Annotated in this window: 30 protein-coding genes; 6 read left to right on the forward strand and 24 right to left on the reverse strand. The window is 34.2% G+C overall.

Annotation, left to right across the window (positions count from 1 at the left end; translation table 11 throughout):
• Nucleotide 1: 1 nt before the first annotated feature.
• Entirely contained in the window at nucleotides 2–868 is an 867-nt protein-coding gene (locus FLY87_RS02595; protein ID WP_141266241.1) for an NAD-dependent epimerase/dehydratase family protein, read from the forward strand.
• Here FLY87_RS02595 and glp read toward each other — a convergent pair.
• On the reverse strand, nucleotides 865–2,100 hold the full coding sequence (glp, locus tag FLY87_RS02600; protein ID WP_012545855.1) for a gephyrin-like molybdotransferase Glp: 1,236 nt from the start codon (nucleotides 2,098–2,100) through the stop codon (nucleotides 865–867). The two genes, FLY87_RS02595 and glp, sit on opposite strands and share 4 nt — an antisense overlap.
• A 17-nt stretch (nucleotides 2,101–2,117) precedes the next feature.
• On the opposite strand from glp, the gene FLY87_RS02605 reads away from it, so the two are divergent.
• On the forward strand, nucleotides 2,118–2,843 hold the full coding sequence (locus tag FLY87_RS02605) for a ScpA family protein (protein ID WP_141266242.1): 726 nt from the start codon (nucleotides 2,118–2,120) through the stop codon (nucleotides 2,841–2,843).
• Entirely contained in the window at nucleotides 2,821–3,300 is a 480-nt protein-coding gene (locus FLY87_RS02610; protein ID WP_012546148.1) for a metallophosphoesterase, read from the forward strand. Before FLY87_RS02605 ends, FLY87_RS02610 begins: the two co-directional genes overlap by 23 nt.
• On the opposite strand, the gene FLY87_RS02615 is transcribed toward FLY87_RS02610, so the two are convergent.
• Complete coding sequence (locus tag FLY87_RS02615; protein ID WP_012545758.1) at nucleotides 3,274–4,212, reverse strand: radical SAM protein; 939 nt, start codon at nucleotides 4,210–4,212, stop codon at nucleotides 3,274–3,276. The two genes, FLY87_RS02610 and FLY87_RS02615, sit on opposite strands and share 27 nt — an antisense overlap.
• 305 nt (nucleotides 4,213–4,517) lie before the next feature.
• On the opposite strand from FLY87_RS02615, the gene FLY87_RS02620 reads away from it, so the two are divergent.
• Together FLY87_RS02620 and FLY87_RS02625 are read left to right on the forward strand one after the other, a co-directional pair.
• A complete protein-coding gene (locus FLY87_RS02620) occupies nucleotides 4,518–4,928 on the forward strand; it encodes a nucleotidyltransferase domain-containing protein (protein ID WP_012545284.1) in 411 nt (136 codons plus the stop codon).
• Complete coding sequence (locus FLY87_RS02625) at nucleotides 4,909–5,322, forward strand: HepT-like ribonuclease domain-containing protein (RefSeq protein ID WP_141266243.1); 414 nt, start codon at nucleotides 4,909–4,911, stop codon at nucleotides 5,320–5,322. The genes FLY87_RS02620 and FLY87_RS02625 overlap by 20 nt, the downstream gene beginning before the upstream one ends.
• Before the next feature lie 22 nt (nucleotides 5,323–5,344).
• Here FLY87_RS02625 and FLY87_RS02630 read toward each other — a convergent pair whose 3' ends face one another.
• The 20 genes from FLY87_RS02630 to FLY87_RS02725 form a co-directional block, all read right to left on the reverse strand.
• Nucleotides 5,345–7,216 carry a PglL family O-oligosaccharyltransferase gene (locus tag FLY87_RS02630; RefSeq protein WP_141266244.1) on the reverse strand — a complete coding sequence of 624 codons (1,872 nt, stop codon included), beginning with the start codon at nucleotides 7,214–7,216 and terminating at the stop codon, nucleotides 5,345–5,347.
• A 20-nt stretch (nucleotides 7,217–7,236) separates the two neighbouring features.
• On the reverse strand, nucleotides 7,237–7,833 hold the full coding sequence (locus FLY87_RS02635; RefSeq protein WP_141266245.1) for a prepilin-type N-terminal cleavage/methylation domain-containing protein: 597 nt from the start codon (nucleotides 7,831–7,833) through the stop codon (nucleotides 7,237–7,239).
• A 183-nt stretch (nucleotides 7,834–8,016) separates the two neighbouring features.
• Nucleotides 8,017–8,406: a hypothetical protein gene (locus FLY87_RS02640; protein WP_141266246.1), complete on the reverse strand. Its 390-nt coding sequence runs from the start codon at nucleotides 8,404–8,406 to the stop codon at nucleotides 8,017–8,019.
• 141 nt (nucleotides 8,407–8,547) lie between these two features.
• Nucleotides 8,548–9,516 (reverse strand): tetraacyldisaccharide 4'-kinase, encoded by a 969-nt coding sequence (lpxK, locus tag FLY87_RS02645; RefSeq protein ID WP_141266247.1) that lies wholly within the window; start codon nucleotides 9,514–9,516, stop codon nucleotides 8,548–8,550.
• Entirely contained in the window at nucleotides 9,503–10,141 is a 639-nt protein-coding gene (locus FLY87_RS02650) for a histidine phosphatase family protein (protein ID WP_012545248.1), read from the reverse strand. The genes lpxK and FLY87_RS02650 overlap by 14 nt, the downstream gene beginning before the upstream one ends.
• A complete protein-coding gene (gene cobO, locus FLY87_RS02655; protein WP_141266248.1) occupies nucleotides 10,141–10,641 on the reverse strand; it encodes a cob(I)yrinic acid a,c-diamide adenosyltransferase in 501 nt (166 codons plus the stop codon). Before cobO ends, FLY87_RS02650 begins: the two co-directional genes overlap by 1 nt.
• Nucleotides 10,642–11,232 (reverse strand): MarC family protein, encoded by a 591-nt coding sequence (locus tag FLY87_RS02660; protein ID WP_141266249.1) that lies wholly within the window; start codon nucleotides 11,230–11,232, stop codon nucleotides 10,642–10,644. It abuts the gene before it with no gap.
• Nucleotides 11,233–11,397: a hypothetical protein gene (locus FLY87_RS02665; RefSeq protein WP_012546002.1), complete on the reverse strand. Its 165-nt coding sequence runs from the start codon at nucleotides 11,395–11,397 to the stop codon at nucleotides 11,233–11,235.
• A gap of 122 nt (nucleotides 11,398–11,519) precedes the next feature.
• Nucleotides 11,520–11,723 (reverse strand): hypothetical protein, encoded by a 204-nt coding sequence (locus FLY87_RS02670; protein WP_012545128.1) that lies wholly within the window; start codon nucleotides 11,721–11,723, stop codon nucleotides 11,520–11,522.
• Nucleotides 11,690–12,442, reverse strand: coding sequence for a DNA repair protein RecO (gene recO, locus FLY87_RS02675; protein ID WP_141266250.1), 753 nt, complete (start codon nucleotides 12,440–12,442; stop codon nucleotides 11,690–11,692). Before recO ends, FLY87_RS02670 begins: the two co-directional genes overlap by 34 nt.
• Before the next feature lie 3 nt (nucleotides 12,443–12,445).
• On the reverse strand, nucleotides 12,446–12,886 hold the full coding sequence (locus FLY87_RS02680; RefSeq protein WP_206768428.1) for a bifunctional nuclease family protein: 441 nt from the start codon (nucleotides 12,884–12,886) through the stop codon (nucleotides 12,446–12,448).
• Between the two features lie 13 nt (nucleotides 12,887–12,899).
• Nucleotides 12,900–13,769 (reverse strand): GTPase Era, encoded by an 870-nt coding sequence (gene era, locus FLY87_RS02685; RefSeq protein WP_141266251.1) that lies wholly within the window; start codon nucleotides 13,767–13,769, stop codon nucleotides 12,900–12,902.
• Entirely contained in the window at nucleotides 13,766–14,956 is a 1,191-nt protein-coding gene (locus FLY87_RS02690; protein WP_141266252.1) for a pyridoxal phosphate-dependent aminotransferase, read from the reverse strand. Before FLY87_RS02690 ends, era begins: the two co-directional genes overlap by 4 nt.
• Entirely contained in the window at nucleotides 14,953–16,044 is a 1,092-nt protein-coding gene (gene alr / locus FLY87_RS02695) for an alanine racemase (RefSeq protein ID WP_141266253.1), read from the reverse strand. Before alr ends, FLY87_RS02690 begins: the two co-directional genes overlap by 4 nt.
• Nucleotides 16,045–16,046: 2 nt before the next feature.
• Complete coding sequence (locus tag FLY87_RS02700) at nucleotides 16,047–16,235, reverse strand: twin-arginine translocase TatA/TatE family subunit (RefSeq protein ID WP_012545632.1); 189 nt, start codon at nucleotides 16,233–16,235, stop codon at nucleotides 16,047–16,049.
• Nucleotides 16,223–16,831, reverse strand: coding sequence for a molybdenum cofactor guanylyltransferase (locus tag FLY87_RS02705; protein ID WP_164924810.1), 609 nt, complete (start codon nucleotides 16,829–16,831; stop codon nucleotides 16,223–16,225). The genes FLY87_RS02700 and FLY87_RS02705 overlap by 13 nt, the downstream gene beginning before the upstream one ends.
• Nucleotides 16,815–17,624 (reverse strand): AmmeMemoRadiSam system protein B, encoded by an 810-nt coding sequence (gene amrB / locus FLY87_RS02710; protein WP_012545930.1) that lies wholly within the window; start codon nucleotides 17,622–17,624, stop codon nucleotides 16,815–16,817. The genes FLY87_RS02705 and amrB overlap by 17 nt, the downstream gene beginning before the upstream one ends.
• Nucleotides 17,625–19,007, reverse strand: a complete 1,383-nt coding sequence (gene dnaB / locus FLY87_RS02715; protein ID WP_012546182.1) for a replicative DNA helicase — start codon at nucleotides 19,005–19,007, stop codon at nucleotides 17,625–17,627. It abuts the gene before it with no gap.
• Complete coding sequence (gene rplI / locus FLY87_RS02720; RefSeq protein ID WP_028842258.1) at nucleotides 19,007–19,450, reverse strand: 50S ribosomal protein L9; 444 nt, start codon at nucleotides 19,448–19,450, stop codon at nucleotides 19,007–19,009. Before rplI ends, dnaB begins: the two co-directional genes overlap by 1 nt.
• Nucleotides 19,451–19,848: 398 nt before the next feature.
• The gene (locus FLY87_RS02725) at nucleotides 19,849–20,172 is read right to left on the reverse strand and encodes a helix-turn-helix domain-containing protein (RefSeq protein ID WP_012545438.1); all 324 of its coding nucleotides are present in this window, start codon (nucleotides 20,170–20,172) and stop codon (nucleotides 19,849–19,851) included.
• Between the two features lie 99 nt (nucleotides 20,173–20,271).
• Between FLY87_RS02725 and FLY87_RS02730 the strand changes: the two genes are divergently transcribed.
• On the forward strand, nucleotides 20,272–20,622 hold the full coding sequence (locus tag FLY87_RS02730; protein WP_021013189.1) for a response regulator: 351 nt from the start codon (nucleotides 20,272–20,274) through the stop codon (nucleotides 20,620–20,622).
• On the opposite strand, the gene FLY87_RS02735 is transcribed toward FLY87_RS02730, so the two are convergent.
• Nucleotides 20,570–21,367: an RNA methyltransferase gene (locus FLY87_RS02735; protein WP_028842257.1), complete on the reverse strand. Its 798-nt coding sequence runs from the start codon at nucleotides 21,365–21,367 to the stop codon at nucleotides 20,570–20,572. The genes FLY87_RS02730 and FLY87_RS02735 overlap by 53 nt on opposite strands.
• The gene (locus FLY87_RS02740; RefSeq protein WP_038058954.1) at nucleotides 21,333–22,871 is read right to left on the reverse strand and encodes a bifunctional ADP-dependent NAD(P)H-hydrate dehydratase/NAD(P)H-hydrate epimerase; all 1,539 of its coding nucleotides are present in this window, start codon (nucleotides 22,869–22,871) and stop codon (nucleotides 21,333–21,335) included. The genes FLY87_RS02735 and FLY87_RS02740 overlap by 35 nt, the downstream gene beginning before the upstream one ends.
• Between the last annotated feature and the right edge of the window lie 56 nt (nucleotides 22,872–22,927).

The following is a 22,927-nucleotide window of genomic DNA, read 5'->3' on the forward strand; positions in this document are numbered from 1 at the left end:
TATGAAAAAACTGCTTATTACAGGTGCAACGGGTTTTGTTGGTAGATATATTGTAAATGAAGCCCTCCAAATGTCCTATGATATTCATCTAATTGTTAGAAATTCTACAAAAGCTAAAGCTTTATTCGGAGAAAAACCAAAAATATATCAACTTAAAGAGTTTAACAATAAAAAAGAGCTGAGGAAGATAATAGAAGTTATAAATCCTCAATATGTTATTCATCTTATCGGAATTATTCAAGAAAAAAAGTCAGATACCTTTGAAAAAGTCCATTATGAGTATTCTAAAGTGCTTTATGAAACTTTAAAGGATTTTTCCGTTGAAAAAATAATACATATGAGCGCTCTTGGAGTCGGAGAAAAAGCTCCATCAAAGTATCATATTACAAAACTTAAAGCTGAAAAAGAGCTTATAAAAACAGGAATTCCATTTGTAATACTACGTCCATCATTTATAATAGGTCATGAACAGCTTCTTTTTGTAAAACTAAGGACAATTTTAAATAATCTGCCATTTTTATTATTTCCTGATATTCGTAACTACTATTTTCAGCCAGTTGATGTAAGGGATGTTGTAGAATGTTTTCTTAAAGCGATTGATTACAATGGGCAGGGAATTTTTGAACTCTGTGGAGATGAAAAAGTTACTTTGAAAGATATAGTTCATGATTTTGGAAAACATCTTGGTAAAAATATTATTTTTATTCCTTTTCCGAAGCTACTGCTGAAAATTTTTGCTTCTGAACAGTATAAAATGATGTGGAAAGATAATGTGTGCGGAAACCCTGATGCCTTGCCAATGGAAATAATTCTTAAAAGGAGCCCAACTCCTTATAAAGAACAAATAAGTCATGCTGCAAAATATTAATCTATAATTTCAACAAAAACCTCTTCTCCTTCCAGTATGCCAAGTAACTCAGAGGGAATATGAACAATTCCGTGAGCCTTCACAAGACTCATTATAAGTCCTGATTTACTTAGTAATGGAGTTGCCCATATCTCACCATTATGCTCTTCAAGATAAACCCTTATGAAATCCTGTCTTCCAGCCTGAGAATGAATACTTCTTGACATCTTTGCTTTTACTGTCTTTTTAAAATTTTTATCAGTAAGCCCAAACACGTAATTAATTACTGGCTTTACAAAAAGCTCAAAACATATATAAACAGCAACAGGATGCCCAGGTAAACCAAAAACAGGTTTCCCATTGCAGACTCCACCAATAATAGGTTTTCCAGGTTTTATTGAAGCACCATGAAAAAGCACTCCTGGTAAGCCGATTTCATTAATAATCTTTGCAGTTAAATCCTTTGTGCCTGCAGATGTTCCTCCTGTAATAAGCACTATATCACTCAGTTCATAAGCCTTTGTAACAGCTTTTTTAATCTCATTGTAATCATCTTTAATAATTCCCATTTTTAAAGGAATTGCACCATTTTCATAACATAGCCCAGCAAGAGTGAAAGAATTTACATCTCTTACTTTACCAGGAGTGACCTTTTCTGTATGGGGCATTATCTCGTCTCCTGTGAGAATTATGGAAATCACAGGCTTTCTTATAACCTTTACATCTTTAATTCCCAATCCAGCGAGTGCACCTATATCCTGAGGCTTAAGCCTATGACCTGCTTTTATAATAGTTTCTCCTTTCTTTGCATCTTCATCCAGAAATATAACATTTTCACCGGGCGAAACAGCCTTCAAAACTTCAATTAAATCGTCTGATACCGTATTTACATGCTCAACCATTACTACAGCATCTGCTCCTTCAGGAAGCATACCCCCTGTTGCAATTGATGCTGCTTCTCCATTTGAAAGAGAGAAATCTGGAATAGCTCCCATAGGTATATCAGCTTTGATTTTAAGATAAGCTGGAGAGCTTTCTTTTGCGCCAAATGTATCAGATGCCTTCACAGCAAATCCATCAACAGTTGAACGATTAAACCCAGGAAGGTCTTCTGGTGATATAATATCTTCTGCAGTAACTCTTGAATATGCCTCTTCAATTGGAACTATTTCAGAAGAAAGGCTTCTCTGAGTAATATGTTTAAAAATAAGCCTTACCGCATCTTCTGGAAATAGATATTTTTTATCAAGCATGAGATTAATTATACAATATGCTAAAATATTTAGTCATGATAATTCAGGTTGCTTTACCTGTATTTGAAGGTCCTCTTGATTTACTTCTTCATCTTATAAAACAAAATAAAATAGATATCTATGATATCCCCATTGCCTTGATTACAAAGCAGTATCTTGAATATCTTGAGCTTATGAAAGAGCTTGACCTTGAGATTGCCTCTGAATTTCTTGTCATGGCTGCAACATTGATTTATATAAAATCAAAAATGCTTCTTCCGAAACAAGAACAGCCTGAAGAAGAGGAAGACCCAAGAAAAGAACTTGTTGAACAACTAATTGAATATGAAAAAATCAAAGAAGCCTCCCAGCTTCTTAAAGAGCGATATAAGATTTGGTCAAAGGCTTTTTCAAGAAATACATCAAAGGAACAAGAGCTTTTTCTTGAAGAATTAAGTATATTTGACCTTTTCCAAGCCTTAAGAAAAATCCTTGATAAACCTCAGCCAAAGATATATATTCCAAAGGAAACCATTAAAATTGAAGAAAAAATTGAGCAGATTTTGAATATATTGAAATTTAAAAAATCTATAACTTTTCAAGAACTTTTTAGCCCTGATTGTTCAAAGCTTGAAATTATAGTAACTTTTCTTGCATTATTGGAATTATTGAGGTTAAAGTTTGTCAAAGCTTTTCAAAAAAATCCCTTCGGTGAAATTTTAATAAAGTTGGAGGAGGAAAATGAAAATAGGAATTATATCTGATACACATGACCATATGGATAACATAAGAAAAGCATTGGCAGTTTTTAAGAAACATAATGTAAAAAAGATTATTCATGCAGGAGATTTTGTTTCTCCTTTTACATGGAGAGTTTTTAAAGAATTTGAAGGTGAAATCTACGGAGTTTTTGGAAACAATGATGGTGATAGAGTTCTTCTTAAAAAAATGTATGGTGAAAGAATTCAGCCTCAGATAAGAGAATTTGAAATTGAGAGTAAAAAGTTTGCACTTATGCATGAACCTCAGATGCTTGAAGCACTCACGCTCTCAGGTAAGTTTGACATAATAGTATATGGACATATGCATGAGATTGACATTCGCAAACTAAATAATACATTGATTATAAATCCTGGTGAGGCATGTGGTTGGCTTTACGGAAAGGCAACAGCAGTAATACTTGACCTTGAAAGTTTAAAACCAGAAGTAGTGTCTCTTTGAATAAATGAGGCAGTCAATTCTTGTTAATCCGTATTTTAAAGCTATATTTATAGCATCTTCAAACTCTTTTCGTGTTATTCTTCTATTTATTTCTGGATAATCATTTGCCTGCCAGCAGGGTCTGTATTGATCCATAATGTTGATATAGGTGTTTTTAGAGATTTCCTCAGCAATGAATTTCACCACTTCCTCTGTCCCTGCTATATTATTTGGCAAAACAAGGTGTCTAACAAGTAAGCCTCGCAAAGCTATTCCCTGTTCATTTATAACTAAATCGCCAACCTGTCTATGCATTTCCTTGAGTGTCTGCTTAGCAACATCAGGATAATTTTTAACTTTTGAATATTTTTCTGCCAGAGTTTTATCTGCATATTTAAAATCAGGCATATAAATATCAATTATTCCATCAAGAATTCTCAATGTCTCAATGGATTCATAACCACCAGAGTTATAAACAATGGGAAGTTTAAGCCCCTGTTTGCTGGCGATATAGATAGATTTAATTATCTGTGGGACTTGATGTGTTGGAGTAACAAGATTTATATTATGACAGCCTGAATTTTGAAGAGAAATCATAATATTAGCAAGCTCCTCATAAGAAATTTCATCACCCTCTCCAAGATGGCTTATTGTCCAGTTCTGACAATATACACAGGCTAAGTTACAAAATCCAAAAAATATTGTTCCTGAGCCGTATCTTCCTACAAGAGGTAATTCCTCTCCAAAATGAGGTCCCCAGCTTGAAACATATGGTTTATCAAGTACTCTGCATACTCCTTTTTTACCTGAGGTTCGGTCAACATGACAGTTTCTTGGGCAAAGAGTGCATTTTTTTAGTATCTCAAAAGCTTGTTCAATTTTTTCTTCAAATTCTCTTTCAGAAAGCTTTAAATAAGCAGCAATAAAATCCATAAATTATATTATCATATGTTCAATGTAATGGTTTATGGTTTTAAAAATTTCTAAAACTCCTTTTAAGTTTAAGTAAGACTCTTCAAAAGACTATAATTTCCTCTGGAATTCCTAACTTTTCTTGCCATTCCAAGCCCTTTTACCTATCATTCCGATGAGCGTTAGTGCCGAGGAATCTCCTCCGCTTTTTTCGTAACAGAACATGCGGAGATTCCTCAGACCCATTGATGGTGTTTGGAATGACAGTTAAATTAAACAGCCTCAACTATTATAAAAGCCTGAAAAAAAGTGTGGTATAATTTTATATGAATCTTTCAATAAAAAAAGCTCAAAAAAAAGAAATAGAACAATTAAAACACATACTAAATGAACTCCGCAAAAAAAATAAAATTCTTTTAGCATATCTTTATGGTTCATCTGCAACTAAAAATATCCATGCCAGATCAGACATTGATCTGGCTCTGTATATAAATGTTCCTGAAAATGAATCATTTGATATTATTGAACAAATAGTTATGTCTATTGACAGAGACGTGGAAATATTAAGACTTGATGACGAAGATGAATCTCCTTTTATCATACAACAAGCTTTAAAAGGAGTTGCATTAGTTGAACCTGATACTGAAACACTTTATAAGTTATTTGATAGAGTTTTACATGAAACAGAAACTATAAGATTTAGAAGAAAAATAAAAGATGAATCAAAAGGCGAATAAACTCCTGTCCTTTCTGAATGAAACTATTGATTATTTTCTAAAAAAATATAAAAGCATAGATAAAAATAGATATTTTGCTGACAGAGATGCAAGAGCAATTCTTGATAAAACAATTAATGATATTATTTTATGTATTGTTGATATATGCGAAGAGATACTGAAAATAAATAATAGAACCATTCCTGATACTTATAAAGATACTGTTTTAGCTTGTTATGAGTTTATTGGAGATTTAGCATTAAAATTAGCTCCTCTTACAAAACACAGAAATGAGACAATTCATCAATATTTAAAAATGAATTGGTATAACATTCAGATTGTAAAAAGTAAACTTCCTGAAATTCAAGATTTTTTAAAAAAGACACAAAATATTTTTAACTCCTATGGACAATAAAGTCTGTTCAAGAACTTGTAATTTATTGAACAGGCTCTTTTTTTGAAGGTAATTTTTCTGGTTGTTTTAAGTTTTTAAATATATTCCTAAATGCTTCAACTAAAATTGTCTTTCTTAGATTTTTAAGTTCTTGATTCTCTGGATAGAGTGCAAGCCCCTCTTCAGAGGATTTTACAGCCTCATTTAAATATTCAAACTGTCCAAAATGCTTTCCAAGACTAAACAAAACATAGGCATCATATTGAAAAACCTGAGGAATAGGGATTCTTTTTTTCTCAGCTTCTGACCAGTTTAAAAAATCATAGAGATAATTTTGATTCTGCTCAATATTCTTCAGAGCATTCTCAGCACTGTAAAACATGTACATGGGTTTAGCCCAGTTTCTGAGATATAAGTTTTCCTTTGCAGGAATTAGGTTTTCAATTTTCGCATTTTTACCTTCAGAGTATTCTATATACCATATGACAAGCTGGTTATAGGCTATAAATGTTTTTACAATGTAAACGGAAAATAAAATAAACAGAAATGAAAGTGCTCCTGCCACTGCTATGCTTAATTTTTTCTGGATTTTAAACTCTGTTTTCTTTAAAAAATGTGATGTTGCCATTGCTCCAATAAGCACAAAGGTAAACCAGTGGGCAACTGAAAGATGAAGGGGATACTCAAGCATCATATGAATCAGAAAAGGAGTGAGTAAAGCAGTATAAAGACCCGCACGTTGATAGCCAATTTTTTTGAAAAACTTTAAAATGCCATATAAAAGGCATAAAACTCCCAGAATACCAAAAATCCCGCTTTCAGCTACAATCAGAGAAAGCTCATTATGGGGATGATGGGTATACTGATTTCCTGTGCCCTTATAATAATCAGGATTGGCTTTTTTCACCTTTGCCTGATAATACATGTAAAGACTACCAAAATTTGAAAACCCCTGTCCTGTAAAAGGTTTTTCCTTAAACATATCAAATGAAGTTTCATACATGAGTATTCTTTCCCTGTAGGATACCTGCTCAGGATCAGAAAACCACTTTATCTTTTTCACTGCAAGTTTTTCTATACCAAGCTGGTCTTTCACAGAAAGAAGGAAAAAACCAGCTGAGACTCCCGCAATAAACAGCATCAGCCAGACAAAGACAGTCTTTTTAATTGGTTTATAGGTCTTTCTTCTTACTAAAAATATCAAAATCATAGCAAGGACTACGCCAAGAAGTCCTGTTCTTGACTGAGCAATAATGAGGCTTAAGGATAAAAGAAAAATTCCAGCAAAGAAAAGAATTTTTTTAAATGATGAAAAGCTCCTGAGCCATGCAGTTGAGACAAGATAGAGGCTTACAATAAGTCCTGTTGCTACCCATGAGGCAAAGAGATTTTTTTGCTGAAAAACTCCTCCAACCATTCCTGCCTCAGGAGAAGGAGTAACGGGAATGTATCTGTAAAGTCCAAAAAACTGGATAATTCCTATGAGGGACTCAATAACTGCAGAAAGAAATATTAAAAGAAAAATAAAAAGCTTCTGCTTCTGGGTGAGTTCATACTGATGGAAGGCAAACCAGAGGACAAAGCCACCCACAAGCCATGCAGAGCTTATTAAAAAGTAATCAAGGTTTCTGATTTGATTGAAAACAATGCTACCAATCCATGCAGTAATAAAAAAAAGAATGTATATTTTCAGAGGTGACTCTTTAAGAGTTCTTTCTTTAATCACCTTCAAGGATGCGATAAAAATAACTGTTCCTGAAGCAAACCATATTACATATTCAACCTGCTTTACAATAACTCCACCAATGTTGGGCAAAAATATATGGATTATAAATAAAAAAATAGCTGAAAGAATTATAAGCAGGATTTTTTCAGCGGAAAGTTTACTAAAAATCATTTTAAAAAAGGGAGGCATAAGCCTCCCCTGCGTTGTTATTATTGAACTCTGTCAAAGTAGTATACTAAGGCTTTTGCAGCAGATGTCCAGTTATCCCCTGTACTTAAAGTGACACTACTAACCAACCAGCTTGCTGAAGTCACTGTAGCAGCAGTAGCTGCTCTTACTCTTCCAGTATCTGCATCAACTGCCCCATCAACAGCTGTATCAAATGCCTCCATATAAACAAGTTCAGCATCAGAAAATGCACCAGGCGTTGTGTTATTATTTGTTACAGCAATTATATTCTTTGGTACACTCTGTCCATCATTCCCAAGCCATACATAAAAAGTATATGAGCCTATAGTTAAAGCATTAGTTGTAGGTGCATCAGTAAATTTACCTTTGTTTACAATATCATCGTATGGATTACCATCTATTATGGGATCATTTTTATCAGCACCAGGAAAATATCCCTTTCTGTCAAAGAATGTCCAGCTTAAAACTTCAAACTGTCTTACATCATTAATAAATTTTTTAGCTCTGGCATTTTCAATTAGATCTTTCCCCTTTAACACAGCACCAAGAATTATTCCGATAATGACAAGGACAATTGCTAATTCAATGAGAGTAAAACCTTTTTGATTTTTTAACATAACCTGACCTCCTTTTAAGTTTTTAATTTTAATGATGCAAATTATATGCCATGTTAGCATAATTCTTTGGAGGTCGGTTGCGCCACTGGGAGACTTCCATAACCACCATGGCGCCCATCTTGGCAGTTATGGAATCCTTCCTCCAGAAAGAAAGTCTCTCACCTCCTTTCCTTTGGGTTTAAACTATAACAATCCTGCATTTTTTAATATTTCTGCTATCCTGGAGTCAACCTTTGCAAGCTCTCTCAATGCTTTCTCCACTCTGTCCTGTCTTTCTTCAAGTTCCTTATTTTTCCTTATTGCTGGTTGAAGTGCTGTGCGCCTATCCCATATTACAAAACCAACAACACCAATTGTTTGAGCAAAAATCACACTGATAAGTATGTACATTAAATTCTTCAAATTATCAATTCTTTTATCAAGGGAATCAATTCTTTGATTTACAGCCTTAAGTCCTTCCTCAACCCTTATAAGTCTCTCTCTGTCTTCCTGAGTAAAAGGTATCTCCTTTGCAAAAGATACCGAAGTTCCTAAAATAAAGATTGCTAAAATTATAATCAACAATTTTTTCATATTATTCCTCCCAATTGCCTCCTTAAAAATCATCTGGAGACTGCTCAGAATATTCTTCAATTACCTCCAACTGTCATTCAGAGGCATTTAGGCTCAAGAGTTTCTTTTAATTCTTCAAAAAATTCACACATATCTATCATATTAGCAATTATGCATTAAATCCATAATTTTGTCAACGGTTTGGCTATTTATTTCTATAGAGATTTCCATATAGCAGAGACTGTTCGGTAAATTGCTAAAATCTTTAATTTTTACAAAATCTTTTTTTGTTGTAACAAGAAGTTCAGCCTCTGCTGCAAGATTCAAAATCCTTTTTAATGTTGTTTCACTGTATTTTTTATGGTCAATAAATTTTTTATATCTGCCAACTTTAAATCCGACACCATTTAAAAGGGTTAAGAAACCTTGAAAGTTCCCAATCCCTGCAAAGGCAAAAACTTTCTGCCCTGCTGGTTCAATTTTTCTACCATCCATTCTGATTATTCCTTCAACTTTAAAAGGAGCGAAATAGACCTCTTTTATTCCCATATCTTTGATATGCTGATAGATTGTATTATTTTCCTTTTTGGTTATAAAAACCATATCTGCCTCTGTAATCTCGGTGAGGGGCGACCTGAGAGGACCGCATGGAATTAAACAACAATTACCAAAACCTGTAAAACCATCAACAAGCAGGATATTCACATCTCTGTAAAGCTTCCAGTGCTGAAATCCATCATCAACTATGAAAACCACCCTATCCTTATCAGTAAAAGTAAACCTTTCAATTGCATAAATTCCACCACTGTATCTGTCAGGGCATTTTATTACTGTAAGCCCCTCCATAGCCATCATAAGAGGTTCGTCTCCAACATCCCGAGCAATCATCTCCTCTGTCACCACTAATGGACCTTTAAGTCTACCTCTGTAGCCTCTTGTAAGAATAATGGGCTTGTATTCTCTTTTTTTTAGCTCCTTAGCAATGGCTATTGTAAATGGGGTTTTCCCAGTGCCTCCAACTGTCAAATTTCCAACGCTTATTACAGGAAAGGGTAGTTTTTTTTGACTCTTTAAATCTTTTTTCTTCTTTCTTAAATAAAAAAATAAATAAATTCTCTCAAAAATATTCATCCCTCCAGAAAACTCCATTTATAAGCTTAACAACAGGCTGGGATTCATAAAATTCAATTATATTAACGCAGGCAAATTCCTGCTCAATCCTGAAGATATTTTCCAGAGGCATACCAAGAATATTACATAATATAACCCTATTTATTCCTCCATGAGCTGTTATAAAAATTTGACTACCATTATGATTTTTCAAAATTTCTTTTAACGCATCACTGGCTCTCTTACTTACCTGTATTGTACTTTCTCCCTGAGGAGGACAGAACCTAAGAGGATCCCTTCTCCATCTTTCAAATTCTTCAGGATATAGGGATACTATATCATTAATGCTTAATCCTTCCCATGTTCCAAAGTTTCTCTCTTTAAGAATATTCTTTGATTTAACTTCAACTAAAAGCGCTCTACTTAAAATCTCAGCTGAAGTTACAGCTCTTTTAAGAGGTGAAGAATAAATAATCTTTGGTTGAAGTTCGTATTTTTTTATATAGTTTTTTAAAAACTGCGCAACTTTTTCCACCTGCTTTTCCCCTATTTTACTGAGAGGAACATCAATGTGTCCTTTGTAAACCTTTTTTGGTCCTTCTGTTTCTCCGTGTCTTAATAGATAGATAACCAGAGTTGGATTCATCAGTATTCAATCCCTTTTCTTGCTTTTATTCCTCTGTCAAAGTAATGTTTTATTTTCTTCATTTCAGTAACAAGGTCTGCTCGTTCAATTAGCCAGTCTGGAGCATTTCTGCCAGTAATTATAAGCTCTGCTTTTTTTGAAAGCTGAATCAATCTTTCAACATCTTCACGGCTGAGTAATCCGATGCTCAATGCAACAGAAAGTTCATCAAAAACAACCATATCATAGGTATTTTTTTCAAGCTTTTTTTCAATTTCTTTAACACATTCTTTCACAGTTTCCATCTGAGACTCTTCAGGAGTTTTATATACAAAACCTGTGCTACAGCGGTAAATCTCAATCAGTTCTGGAAATTTTTGAAATATCTCAATCTCTCCTGTGTGAGCTCCTTTTATGAATTGAACAAATAATACTCTAAAACCATTACCAATTGCTCTTATAGTGAGCCCTACTGCTGCTGTTGTTTTACCTTTTCCATCACCTGTGTAAACATGAATCATTTAGTTTACTCCTAAAATCTTCGTTAATCCTTTTTTAATAAGACTTACAGCAATTGCACTTAAAAGAAGTGCCATTACTTTAGCAAAGGCTTTTATTCCATGAATTCCCATGACTTTTATTACAAACTCTGCTTTTTCAAGCATTACCCATGCAATCAAAAGATTCAGAGAAAGTGAAAAAATTACAATTGGATATCCATAGTTTCCTGCAAGAATGATTAAAGTTGTGAGCGTTGCAGGACCTGCAAGTAAAGGAGTACCAATTGGAACAACTCCGAGTGTATCACTAATCGTAAGTTCTTTTTCTTTTACTCTTAAAATATCTGAAATTGAAAGAATTAATAAAAGAATTCCTCCTGCTATCATAAAATCTTCAAGTTTTATTCCAAGAAGTGAGAATATAAAATTTCCAAGAAAGAGAAATAATGTTCCTACTAAAAATGCTGTTATTACTGACTGACGGGCAATGTGTTTTCTTTCTTTATCAGGAACTCCTTCAACCAAAGAAATATACAAAGGCAGAATTCCTGGCGCATCTATTGCGACAAAAAGGGGTATAAATGTAAGTAAAAATGTATTTACAATCTCCACTTATTTTTGTTCTTGTTCCTTTTCTTTTTCTTCCTCTTCTTCAATTTTCACTGTAACATCCTTTACAAAATCAGGACATTTCTGCCCTGCTTTAAGGGAAAACTGCTTTTGGCATGTAGCTCTCCATGCACAGATTATGCACATTGGTTTTTGCTGTTCCTTCATGTTATCCTCCTATATTCTATATTTTGATAAATTTTCTTGCAGTCTCAATAACTATTTTAGCTCCCTCAATAGCTTTCAAAGTATCTTCTTTTGTATATTCCTCAGACTCTTTCTTTTTTTAATCACTTAGATATTTCAGCAATTTTAGACAAATTAAAATGTATTCCTTCAGGAAATTTATCTTTATCAATATCACTGGCAGGGCTGAATCTATCTGAGGCAACTGAGTCAAAAATTACCAAACTGATGAACCTATATCCGCAGAACTCTATTATCTCTTGTTTAAGTTTCTCTATGAGGCTGTAATATTTTTCTCTGTATCCCATGTCTTATTATACCCTAAGACTGTAAAAATATGGTTCTGAAGAAATTTTTCCATTTCATTGAATAGTTTATCCGAAATTTTTACTCTTTCTAAAAAATTCAATGTCCATGTTGATATTTCCTTAAGCAGTTTTATAACCCCCTGAGATATAGGGATAGGTAGAACTGAAGATGAATAATGATATGAAGAAGAACATTTTTTACAGATAATAAATCCGCTGGAATAATAAAATTCTTCTTTTAACTCTTGTCTGCAAACTCCACAGTTTTTAAAATCAGGAAGATAGCCCAAAATACTTAATCCCCTAACTTTTAGAAAAAGGATATAGTTGTCAGGTTTTATTCTTTTTTCTAAATAAAGAAGCGTATTAAGCAGGAGATAAAAAAGTTCGCTATTTGGTTCTTTCTTAGGTAGAGCCTGTATTAAAAATCTCACAGCATTAGCTATCTGTAGAAATAATCTGTAGTTTTCTCTGATTGCCTGAAAAGGATGGATAATATCTGATTGAATAATCTTTTGAAGATTATCTTCTTTACCAATAAAAGATATTTGTGAATAGGTCAAAGGCTCAAGGGAACTTCCAAATCTACTTTTTATTTTACGAGGACTTTTAGCAAAAAGATTCAAAAGGCCATAATTCTTCGTAAGATAAGTTACTATTAAATCCGCCTCACCATAGGGAATGTTCTTTAGGACAATGGCTTCTGTGCTATAGTGCATTCACTACATGATATTGCCAAAGTCTTCTGGCTTGAGATTTTTAAGCCACTCTTCCAGCTCATCAGCCTTTCTCAACTCAAATATGCCTTCCTCAACAAATATGGGTGCCTGAACTCTTAAAGCAATGGCGACTGCGTCAGAAGGACGGGAATCAATGGTTTTTTCTCTAATACCATCGTGTGTATATATTAAGGCATAGTAAGTATTGTCAATCAAGTCAGTTATAACAACCTTTGTAATACGAACCTCAAGTTCATCAAGAATATTTTTTATCAAATCATGGGTTAAAGGTCTTGGCGTTAGCACCTTGCCCAGTGCAAGAGCAATTGAATCTGCCTCGGGTTTACCAATCCAAATCGGAAGGGTTTCTTCTCCATCTACTTGCTGAAGAAGTAAAATATACATTCCACTTCTTGGGTCAAAAAGCAATCCTTCTACTTTCATCTCAATCAACATCTCAATACCCCAGTGATTTCAATAACATGTCTTTCTGTCTCCATTTTTTCCTAACCTTAACCCATACTTCCAAAAAAATCTTTGTTCCTAAAAATTTCTCAATATCAAGTCTTGCCTCTGTTGCAATTTTTTTCAATCGTTCGCCCTTTTTTCCTATTATAATAATTTTTTGACCTTCTCTTTCAACATAAATATTTGTTCCTATGGAGATTAATTTTTCTGTTTCTTCCCATCTTTCAATATCAACTGCAACTGAATAGGGTATTTCATCATGTGTATATTTCATAATTTTTTCTCTTATAAACTCAGCAACCATGAACCGTTCTGCCTGGTCAGTAAGCATGTCTTCAGGATAAAGAATGGGAGAGTCTGGCAGATAAAAAATAATTCTTTCAACTAATCTTTCAATTCCATCTTTTTTAAGTGCAGAAATTGGAATAATTTCCTGAAATGGATGAAGATCATTATAAAGCTCTATTAATGGAAGAAGATTCTGTTTTGCTACAGTATCTATCTTATTAATTGCAAGAATAACAGGTTTATTAAGCTTTTTCAGTCTTTCAATTATTGAAAGTTCATCATTTCCCGGTGCTTCGGGCTCTACCATGAACACTATTAAGTCAACCATATCCATTGCTTCTTGAGCTTCTTTAACCATAAACTCACCAAGTTTATGTCTTGGCTTATGAATCCCTGGTGTATCAATAAATATAATCTGTGCATTAGGAAGATTTTTAATTCCGGTGATTCTATTTCTTGTTGTCTGAGGCTTTTCAGTTACAATTGAAACCTTTTCACCAATAACTGTATTAATAAGCGTTGACTTGCCTACATTAGGTCTACCAATTAATGCAACATATCCACATTTCATTTAAGTTCTTCCAATGCTTTACGGATTCTTTCAATGCCTTTGGATAGATTTTCCATGCTTGTTGCATAAGATATTCTTATATAGCCTTCTGCTCCGAAAGCAGACCCTGGAACAAGAGCAACCTTAGCTTGTTCAAGTAAATATATGCTTAGATCCATTGATGAGTTTATTTGATTATTAGAAACTTTTTTGCCAAGCACTTTGCTAATATTAGGGAAAGCATAAAAAGCTCCCTTTGGCATTTTGCAGGATATTCCTCCGATACTGTTTAATCCCTTTACAAGATAGTTTCTTCTTCTCTCAAACTCCTGCCTCATCTTTTCAACACAATCCTGAGGACCGCTAAGAGCTGCAACTGCAGCTTTTTGAGCTATTGATGTGGGATTAGATGTAGACTGACTTTGAATTTTTGTCATTGTCTTTATTATTTCTACAGGACCTGCAGCATAACCAATTCTCCAACCTGTCATTGCATGAGACTTGCTCAATCCATTTACCACTATGGTTTTTTCTTTTATCTCTTCTCCAAGAGAAGCTATACTTATATGTTTTTCATCGTCATATATAAGTTTTTCATATATTTCATCGGAAATAATATAAATATTATGTTTCAAAGCTATCTCTGCGACTTTTTCTAAAACTTTTTTACTATAAATAAACCCTGTTGGATTGGAAGGTGAATTAAGAATGAGCGCCTTTGTTTTTGGTGTAATCTTATTTTCAAGAACCTCTGGCTGAAGCATGAAGTTGTCCTCTTCATAGGTTTCTACAATTACAGGCTGGGCATCATTTATGAGAACCTGATCAGGATAGGAAACCCAATAAGGAGAAGGAATCATAACCTCATCCCCTGGTCCAAACAATGCCTGAGCAATGTTATAAAGAGAATGCTTTGCTCCGCAGGATACAAGAATATTTTCTTTTCCATATTTAAGTCCGTTATCTCTTTCCAGTTTATCAATAATTGCCTCTTTAAGTTCATCTATTCCGCCAACTGGTGTATACTTTGTAAATCCATCCCTTATTGCTTTTATTGCTGCTTCTTTAACGTGTTCTGGAGTGTCAAAGTCAGGTTCTCCTACTCCAAAATTTACTACATCAAATCCTTTGGCTTTCAATTCCTTGGCTTTTGAATCCACTGCAAGAGTAGGTGAAGGTTTAACCTTTTTTGTTCTTTCAGCTATCATTCTTCCTCCTCCATTATATATTTTCTCCGTGCTCTGCCTCCAAAGGATGTGAGCACTTCATAGGGTATTGTTCCCGCCCATTGAGCTATATGCGAGGCTGTAATCTCTTCACTGCCTGTTTTGCCAAGAAGAATTACCTCATCATCAATTTGTACCTCTTGAATATCTGTTAAATCAATCATCGTTAAGTCCATACATACTGTTCCAACAACAGGAACCCTTTTACCTCTTACAATGACCTCTGCTTTATTGCTGAGACTCCTGAAATATCCATCTGCATAGCCAACAGGTATGACACCAATCAGGCTATCTTTCTTTGTTACAAAAGTGCCTCCATAGCTAATTGGTGTTCCCTCAGGAAGTTTTCTTATATCAAGAAGCTTTGTTTTAACAGTCATACATGGGATAAAGCCCTCTGCCCCATATCCATAAAGCATAAGCCCAGGTCTTACTGCATCAAATAAAGCTTCTGTATAATTCAATCCCTGAGAGTTGGCTATATGGAAAAGAGGTTTCATTCCTAAATTATGAAGAAATTCCCTTATTTTACTGAATTTTTTCATCTGTTCCTGTGTCCATTCAAGGTCTTCTGCACGGGAAAAATGACTCATTACTCCGTCTATTTTTAAGTTGTCCAACTGTGCAATCTTTTTAATTGTTTCACAGGGATTTTCATATATACCAAGCCTTCCCATTCCTGTTTCAACCTTTATGTGAACAGGAAGAATCACCCCACGACGAGATGCTTCTTTAGATAAAAACTCTGCTTGTCTGTAGTCAAATATTACTGGAATAAGATTGTATTTAAAAACGCCTTCTATTTCCCTGTCAAAAAGCACAATGATGGGAACTTTTATCCCTGCTTCCCTTAGAACAATAGCCTCCTCAGAAAAAGCTACACCAAGATAATCTACTCCAAGAAGTCCAAATACACGAGCAACTTCAACTGCACCATGTCCGTAAGCATCTGCTTTAACAATAGCAATTATTTTACAGGATACCCTTGTATTTCTCAGGTGAGCTTTAATTTTGGAGAAATTGTGAATGAGACTTTTTAAATTAATTTCTGCTTGTAGAAATCTGCTCACATTTATTTTTTCTCTTCAGTATTATCCTTTTTTGGAGTCACATCAATTTCATCTTTTTCGCTCGTTGCTTTCTTGAAATTCTTTATTGCTTCACCAATTCCCCTGCCAATCTGAGGTAGTCTCGTTGCTCCAAAGAGAACAATTACTATAACAAGGATAATCAATAATTCCTGTGTGCCTAATCCAAACATTTTATGCCCCCCTTTTTTAAATTTTCTAAATCTTCCTCTGTGTTTATATTAATAAAAGATAATCCTTCTTTGTCTAAATTTGCAACTTCTACTATTTCTGCACCAATATCATTAAGGAATTTGGTCATACTTAGTTTATCTTCCAAAAGCAATTTCTCCAGTTCATCAAGAAGTTTTCTGGAATAAATTCCAGGTAAAGGATAAATTTTACCATTATATGATGGAACTGTAGCAGTATTTGCTTCCTTTATATGTTTCTCCGAGAGAGCGCAAATAACTTCCCCTTTTACAAAAGGCATATCACAGGCAAAAGCAAATATATCATGTTTTGAATTTTTGATTGCCACATGTATTCCTGACATAGGTCCTCTAAAAGGATATATATCTCCCAATAAAGTAATGCCTGTATAGAAATAAAGTTCAGGGAAGTTTGTTACAATGAAAAGCTCCTCAAAAATGTCCTTCAGCTTTGTTACAATCATATCAATTATTTTTTCATTGTCAAAAGAGAGAAGACATTTCTGCCGTTTCATTCTTGAAGATTTACCACCTGCAAGAATAGCTGCAGTAAGAGGAATTTTAGTAAACAATTGCACCTAAGTATCCTACAACTTTATCGTAGTCTCTGCTTACTTCTGCAGAGGTTGTGTATTTTATCACCTGAATCTCTTTTGCTCCAAGAAGTTTTGTAGTATAAAGCATCGTTACAGTGGGAACAAAACCGCACATGGATATTCCATGTTCTAATACTGTATTATAAAGTCCTTCTGGATCAAAATGTCTAATCTTTTCAACTGCTAAAGAATCAACTTTCCTTGCAAGTTCATCAGGCAAATAGTGGCTCATATCTGTGCTTGCAACTACAACAACCTTATCTCTAAAATTAAGCTCATTCACTGCTAAAACAATGCCTTGTGCTAAACTCAAACAATCCTTAAGGGAAAGCATCTTTAATGTTATCGGCACAATTTGAGCTTCTGGATTGAGTTTATAAATAAATGGAAGCTGAACCTCCAGTGAATGTTCATGAAGATGAGCATGTATATCATCTTTGGCAAGAGGGCTTTTTTCAATAATTTTTTTTGCAAGTTCACTATGAATTTTTATGCTACCGAGAGGAATTTCCCATTCTCCCTCTGTCATTAAAGCAACATTTTCTCCATAGCCAGTGTGATTCGGACCTATAAGAATAAATATTTCTTTTGGTTTAAGTTTTGAATACACAGCACCTGCAACACTGCCAGAATAAACATAACCCGCATGAGGACATATTGCTCCAAAAGCATCTATTTTAAGGGTTGTAGGCATGTATTCTTCAATTTCCTGTAAAAGTTCTTTTGAATTTGATGGATAAAAATATCCTGCTACTGAAGGTCGTCTCTTAATCATTTATACTTCCTCTTCTATCTCTGTTCCCATATATTTGTCTGTATAGTCAAGAAATCTTGTGTAATCATTCAGGAATGTAAGATAAACTATATCAGTAGGTCCGTTTCTTTGTTTCGCCACTATTACTTCAGCTTTCCCTTTATTAGCAGGATTTTTCTTGTTATATACCTCATCTCTGTAAAGAAAGATTATTACATCAGCATCTTGCTCAATAGCTCCAGATTCTCTCAAGTTTGCCAGAGTAGGTCTTCTATCAGAAGTTTTTTCAACTGAACGATTAAGCTGACTCAATGCAATAACAGGAACTTTTAACTCCTTTGCCATAGCTTTAAGTGAACGAGATATGTCAGCTATTTCCTGTTCTCTTACATCATAGTTATTTCTGCTTCGCATAAGTTGAAGATAGTCTATAACAATCAATCCAAGTCTACCTTTTTCCATTTTAAGCCTTCTTGCCTTTGCCCTTATTTCAAGAACACTCATCTGAGATGAATCATCTATATAAATCGGAGCTTCGCTAAGCTTGACTGCGGCATCTGTAATTCGCTCCCAGTCTCTCTTACTGATAAATCCCTTCCTTAAAGCTGAAGAATTTACCATTGCAATGCTACTTAAAAGCCGCATTGCAATCTGTTCCTTAGACATTTCAAGACTGAAAAAAGCAACAGGTTCACCAAGCTCTATTCCAACATGCTGGGCAATATTCAATGAAAAAGCTGTTTTACCCATTCCGGGTCTTCCACCAATAATTATCAGATCACCAGGTTGAAAGCCAGATGTTAACTCATCAAGGTCTTTGAATCCTGAAGAAACACCTGTTATTACCGCCTTCTTCTCATACATACTCTCTATTATCTTGAAAGTTTGCTTAACAACATCTTTCATATTATAAAAACTTGTATTTGTTCTTTTTTCTGAGATTTCAAAAATCAATCTTTCCGCATAATCAATCATCTCCTCAGCATCTTCAGGCTCTTCATAAACCTTTGTAACAATCTCTGTGCAAGCACGAATAACTGACCTCAAAAGAGCCTTTTCTCTTATAAGCTTGGCATGATATCTTATGTTCGCAGATGTGGGAACAACTGTTGCAAGATTGCTTAAATAACCAAGTCCCCCAGTTTCTTCAAGTTCTCCTTTGTCCTTTAAATGCTCAGTAAGGGTGATAAGGTCAATTGGTTCATTTTTATCAAAAAGCTCCAGCATTGCTTGATATATTTTTCTGTGTCGCTCACTATAAAAATCTTCTGGCGAGATTATTTCAATTGCCTTTGTTATTGATTCGCCTTCAAGAATAATTGCACCAAGCACAGCCTGTTCAGCTTCAAGGCTTTGTGGTGGAAGTCTATCAACAGAATTCTCTATCTCTTTTAAATAAGCCATTATTCTGCGACTACATTTATTTTTAACTTTGCACTTACATTTGAAAGCAGTTTGACCTCTACTTCATGCTCTCCTACTCTTTTTATTGGCTCTGAAATATTGATTTGCTTTTTGTCAACTAAAAAACCTTCTTTTTGCAAAAGCTCTGCTATATCCTTTGCTGTAATAGAGCCAAAAAGTTTTTGATCTTCTCCAGCTTTTGCTTTAATTGTAAGCTCAAGAGCACTGAGTCTCTCTGCTATTGATTCTGCATCCTGACGTTTCTTCTTTGCTTGTTCCTCAAATTTCTTTTTTTGATACTCAAGAACTTTTAAGTTTTTTTCATCTGCAATTAATGCAAGTCCTCTTGGCAGAAGATAGTTTCTTGCATATCCATCTTTTACATTAATAGTTTGTCCTGCTCTGCCTAATCCATGAACATCTTCTTTGAGAATTACTTTCATTCTGCCTCCCTACAAAAAATTTTTTAACTTAATATATCATACCATAATTTTAAGCTAATCGTTTATCCCTGTTTTTTATTTCTATCCTGTTCAAAAACTTATAATTTGTTAAAAATCAATAAATCACAAGCCTTGCAATTTTTCAATTACCTCCATCTGTCATTCCTCTTCTTGTCATTCCCAGGAGCAAAGCAACGAGGAATCTCCTCGCCTCCAAAGGAAGAGACCCCTCGCTTACGCTCGGGGTGACATAATAAGACTGTCATTCAGAGCCGAGCGAAGCGAGCCCTGAGCCGTAGGCGAAGGGTCTGCGAGGAATCTCCTTATCTCCGATTTAAGGAGGAGATTCATGGGGTCATTGAGACCCGTCGGAATGACAATTAGTAATTGAACAGCCTCTATTTCTTTGAAAGTTGTTCAAAAATTTTTAAAAAAGATTTTCTTAACTCTGGGTCTGAGATTTTTCTAAAATACTCAAGAAAAACTATTTCTTCTTCAGAATAAATCTCTATATTCTCTTTCTTGTATATTTCAGATAAAATTGCACTTAATGGCACATCCAGTGCTCTTGCTATATCAATAAGCCTGTCTACTGTTATTTTTGATTTTCCCTTCTCATACTTCTGAAGCTGTTGATAGGTTATTCCAATTTTTTCAGCAAGCTCCATCTGGGAAAATCCCTTTGCTTTTCTGAGTCTTTTTATTATCTCACCTATTTTCATCAACTTAAAACATTAAAACTTAAAACCTTTTAAAATCTATCAATTTTTAGTTGTAAAATTGTTGACTTTATATATTAAAAGTTGTATAAAATATATTTTATGAGTAAGAAAGTTCTTATTATTGAAAATAATAGATTCGTCAGAGATTTCCTCGCAGAATGTCTTAGGGCATGGGGCTACGAGTCAGAAACTACAGCAATAATTACAGAATCATGGTCAACCTATAATTTTATTATAGCTGATTATATAACAATTAAGGAATTAAATCTTCTTGATCGTATATCAGAAATAGCTTTAGATAGACCTGTTATAATAACATCAACTATAAATTGCCCTCAAGAAGAAGTTTTAAAAGAAAAAGCTTTCTGCATTAATAAACCTTTTTCTGTTAATGAGTTTAAGGAGATTTTAAAAATCGTTGACGAAGGATTTCATAAAGAATTGCTGTAGCAGCCATAGCAACATTCAAACTTTCAGCTTTTCCCTTATGAGGAATTTTACAACTTGTATGCTTTATTGCTCTTAAATCTTGACTTACTCCCTTAGATTCATTTCCAAAAACAATTGCTAATGGTTTTGTAAAATCCATATTAAACGAAGACATCGTTGCCTTTAAATCTGTTATTACAAGATTAAGTCCATATTTAGAAACAAATTCTTCAATTTCTTTCACTGTAACCTTTATTACAGGAAGAAAAAAAATACTTCCTGCTGAAGCTCTCAAAGCCTTGTTTGAAAAAGGATTACATGTTCCATGTGTAACTAAAACAGCCTCTGCACCAAAAGCTTCTGCAGCACGTATAATTGTCCCAATATTACCAGGGTCCTGAATTCTATCAGCAATTACAATAAAAGTTGGATTTGATAAATCATTAATATTTTTAATTTTAAAATCAGCAATTGCAAAAACTCCTTGAGGAGTAACTGTATCAGAAATAGTTTTTGCAACTTTTTCTGATATTATTATTACTGGTATTTTTTTCTCCTGAAGAATTTCTAAAAAATTTTTTTGTTTTTCAATAAATTTCTCTATAACAAAAACTTTTTCAGTAAAAACATAATCTGAAACCAGAGAGGTTTCTACAAGATGAACTCCTTCAAAAAAAATTTTTCTCCTCTGAGTTTCTTTTATCTTTTTGATTTCTTTAATCAGAGGATTTTCAGGGCTCTGAATCAATTTCATCTGTGAGTTCAATGAATGCCTCTGGAAGGGTTTCTATAATATCCCCTGCTATAAGTCCATGAAATCCCTTCCTGCGAGATGCTATATCTCCGCTTAATCCATGAATATAAACTCCAAACACAGAAGCATAAAGAGGAGATAGTCCCTGTCCAATAAGTGAAGCAATAATACCTGTAAGGACATCTCCTGAACCACCTGTTGCCATTCCAGGATTTCCTGTTGTATTTAAATATACTCTACCCTGAGGTTCTGCAATTACTGTAGGAACTCCCTTAAGAACAATAATTACATTCAACTCTTTAGCTACTTTCTGAGCAATATCAATTCTTTGTTTTTCAATATCCTTCACTGGGATGTTTATAAGTCTGTTTAACTCTCCAGGATGAGGTGTAAGAACAATCTCTGAATGTGCATCTTTTAAAACATTAAGAATTTTGCTAAGAACTGTAAGTCCGTCAGCATCAATTACAATTGGACAAGAAGAGTTTAAAATAAGTTCTCTTAAAATAATTTCAATATCTTCATTGACTCCAACACCCGGACCAAAAGCAATGGAATTTGCTTTTTCTTTTACAAAATCCATAATTTCTGGTAAAGCTTGCTTTGAAAGAGTATTCATTGTGCATGGAAGAGGAAGTATCATCTCTTCAAGAACTTTACTCTGAAAAACAACTTTTAGCGCTGCAGGAACAGCCATTGTTACAAGTCCTGAACCTGCTCTAAGTGCAGCTTTTGCGGTCATCATTGCAGCACCTGTTTTCCCTGTAGAACCTGCAATTACAAAAACATGTCCATATCTTGTTTTATGAGAATACTTAGGTCTTGGAGGCATAAGTGACAGGGCAAACTCTCTTTCAATAAGCGAAATTTTTAAGTTTTCATTATTTGTTAATTCTTCTGGAAACCCGATATCTTCAATAAATAACTCACCTGTGTAGTCTTTGCCGGGATAAAGCAAATGTCCTCTTTTAGGAAGTCCAAATGTTACTGTCAAATTTGCCTTGATAGCCGCTCCAAGAATTTCTCCTGTATCAGAGGATACTCCTGATGGAATATCAACAGCTACCGTAAGTTTTTTAAATGAATTAAGAATCTCAATAAACTCAGCAACTTTGCCTTCAATTTCTCTTTTAAGTCCTGTCCCAAAAATAGCATCAATAATAAGGTCAGCTTTATCTATTTGATCATTGTCTGGATAGCCTACAACTACTGGAATCCCGAATTTTTTAGCCACACTTAGCTGGAGTTTACAGTCTTCTGAAAGCTTTTCTTCAGGAAAAAGCTGAAAAATTTTTATATTTTTAACTTTGTTTTTGAGTATTCTTCCGCAGGCAATACCATCACCACCATTGTTTCCCGGTCCTGCGAGGATAATCAAATTTTCTGGATTAAATTTGAGCACATGCTTAACTATGCTTAATGCAGCTCTTTCCATTAAAACTGTTGAAGGGATTCCATAATAATCTATTGTCAATTTGTCAATTTCTGCCATTTCATGAGATGTAACAATTTTCATAATCATAATTATAGCACACTAAGGTTTGGCAATAGAGCATCGCTATTTTAGATTGC

Origin of the sequence: Thermodesulfovibrio sp. Kuro-1 (genome assembly GCF_006538445.1) — a bacterium.
Classification (GTDB): domain Bacteria; phylum Nitrospirota; class Thermodesulfovibrionia; order Thermodesulfovibrionales; family Thermodesulfovibrionaceae; genus Thermodesulfovibrio; species Thermodesulfovibrio yellowstonii.

What these genes read in the sequence shown, in the direction of transcription:
- FLY87_RS02680 (WP_206768428.1), bottom strand. Translation starts at nt 12,886, where the DNA reads ATGAAAGTAGAAGGATTGCTTTTTGACCCAAGAAGTGGAATGTATATT.
- FLY87_RS02665 (WP_012546002.1), bottom strand. Translation starts at nt 11,397, where the DNA reads ATGAAGGAACAGCAAAAACCAATGTGCATAATCTGTGCATGGAGAGCT.
- FLY87_RS02730 (WP_021013189.1), top strand. Translation starts at nt 20,272, where the DNA reads ATGAGTAAGAAAGTTCTTATTATTGAAAATAATAGATTCGTCAGAGAT.
- FLY87_RS02670 (WP_012545128.1), bottom strand. Translation starts at nt 11,723, where the DNA reads ATGGGATACAGAGAAAAATATTACAGCCTCATAGAGAAACTTAAACAA.
- amrB (WP_012545930.1), bottom strand. Translation starts at nt 17,624, where the DNA reads ATGATTAAGAGACGACCTTCAGTAGCAGGATATTTTTATCCATCAAAT.
- FLY87_RS02650 (WP_012545248.1), bottom strand. Translation starts at nt 10,141, where the DNA reads ATGAATCCAACTCTGGTTATCTATCTATTAAGACACGGAGAAACAGAA.
- cobO (WP_141266248.1), bottom strand. Translation starts at nt 10,641, where the DNA reads ATGATTCATGTTTACACAGGTGATGGAAAAGGTAAAACAACAGCAGCA.
- rplI (WP_028842258.1), bottom strand. Translation starts at nt 19,450, where the DNA reads ATGAAAGTAATTCTCAAAGAAGATGTTCATGGATTAGGCAGAGCAGGA.
- FLY87_RS02690 (WP_141266252.1), bottom strand. Translation starts at nt 14,956, where the DNA reads ATGATAGCTGAAAGAACAAAAAAGGTTAAACCTTCACCTACTCTTGCA.
- FLY87_RS02630 (WP_141266244.1), bottom strand. Translation starts at nt 7,216, where the DNA reads ATGCCTCCCTTTTTTAAAATGATTTTTAGTAAACTTTCCGCTGAAAAA.
- FLY87_RS02625 (WP_141266243.1), top strand. Translation starts at nt 4,909, where the DNA reads ATGAATCAAAAGGCGAATAAACTCCTGTCCTTTCTGAATGAAACTATT.
- FLY87_RS02740 (WP_038058954.1), bottom strand. Translation starts at nt 22,871, where the DNA reads ATGAAAATTGTTACATCTCATGAAATGGCAGAAATTGACAAATTGACA.
- FLY87_RS02595 (WP_141266241.1), top strand. Translation starts at nt 2, where the DNA reads ATGAAAAAACTGCTTATTACAGGTGCAACGGGTTTTGTTGGTAGATAT.
- glp (WP_012545855.1), bottom strand. Translation starts at nt 2,100, where the DNA reads ATGCTTGATAAAAAATATCTATTTCCAGAAGATGCGGTAAGGCTTATT.
- FLY87_RS02640 (WP_141266246.1), bottom strand. Translation starts at nt 8,406, where the DNA reads ATGAAAAAATTGTTGATTATAATTTTAGCAATCTTTATTTTAGGAACT.
- FLY87_RS02700 (WP_012545632.1), bottom strand. Translation starts at nt 16,235, where the DNA reads ATGTTTGGATTAGGCACACAGGAATTATTGATTATCCTTGTTATAGTA.
- era (WP_141266251.1), bottom strand. Translation starts at nt 13,769, where the DNA reads ATGAAATGTGGATATGTTGCATTAATTGGTAGACCTAATGTAGGCAAG.
- FLY87_RS02725 (WP_012545438.1), bottom strand. Translation starts at nt 20,172, where the DNA reads ATGAAAATAGGTGAGATAATAAAAAGACTCAGAAAAGCAAAGGGATTT.
- lpxK (WP_141266247.1), bottom strand. Translation starts at nt 9,516, where the DNA reads ATGAATATTTTTGAGAGAATTTATTTATTTTTTTATTTAAGAAAGAAG.
- FLY87_RS02620 (WP_012545284.1), top strand. Translation starts at nt 4,518, where the DNA reads ATGAATCTTTCAATAAAAAAAGCTCAAAAAAAAGAAATAGAACAATTA.
- FLY87_RS02605 (WP_141266242.1), top strand. Translation starts at nt 2,118, where the DNA reads ATGCTAAAATATTTAGTCATGATAATTCAGGTTGCTTTACCTGTATTT.
- FLY87_RS02635 (WP_141266245.1), bottom strand. Translation starts at nt 7,833, where the DNA reads ATGTTAAAAAATCAAAAAGGTTTTACTCTCATTGAATTAGCAATTGTC.
- recO (WP_141266250.1), bottom strand. Translation starts at nt 12,442, where the DNA reads ATGCACTATAGCACAGAAGCCATTGTCCTAAAGAACATTCCCTATGGT.
- dnaB (WP_012546182.1), bottom strand. Translation starts at nt 19,007, where the DNA reads ATGGCTTATTTAAAAGAGATAGAGAATTCTGTTGATAGACTTCCACCA.
- FLY87_RS02610 (WP_012546148.1), top strand. Translation starts at nt 2,821, where the DNA reads ATGAAAATAGGAATTATATCTGATACACATGACCATATGGATAACATA.
- FLY87_RS02615 (WP_012545758.1), bottom strand. Translation starts at nt 4,212, where the DNA reads ATGGATTTTATTGCTGCTTATTTAAAGCTTTCTGAAAGAGAATTTGAA.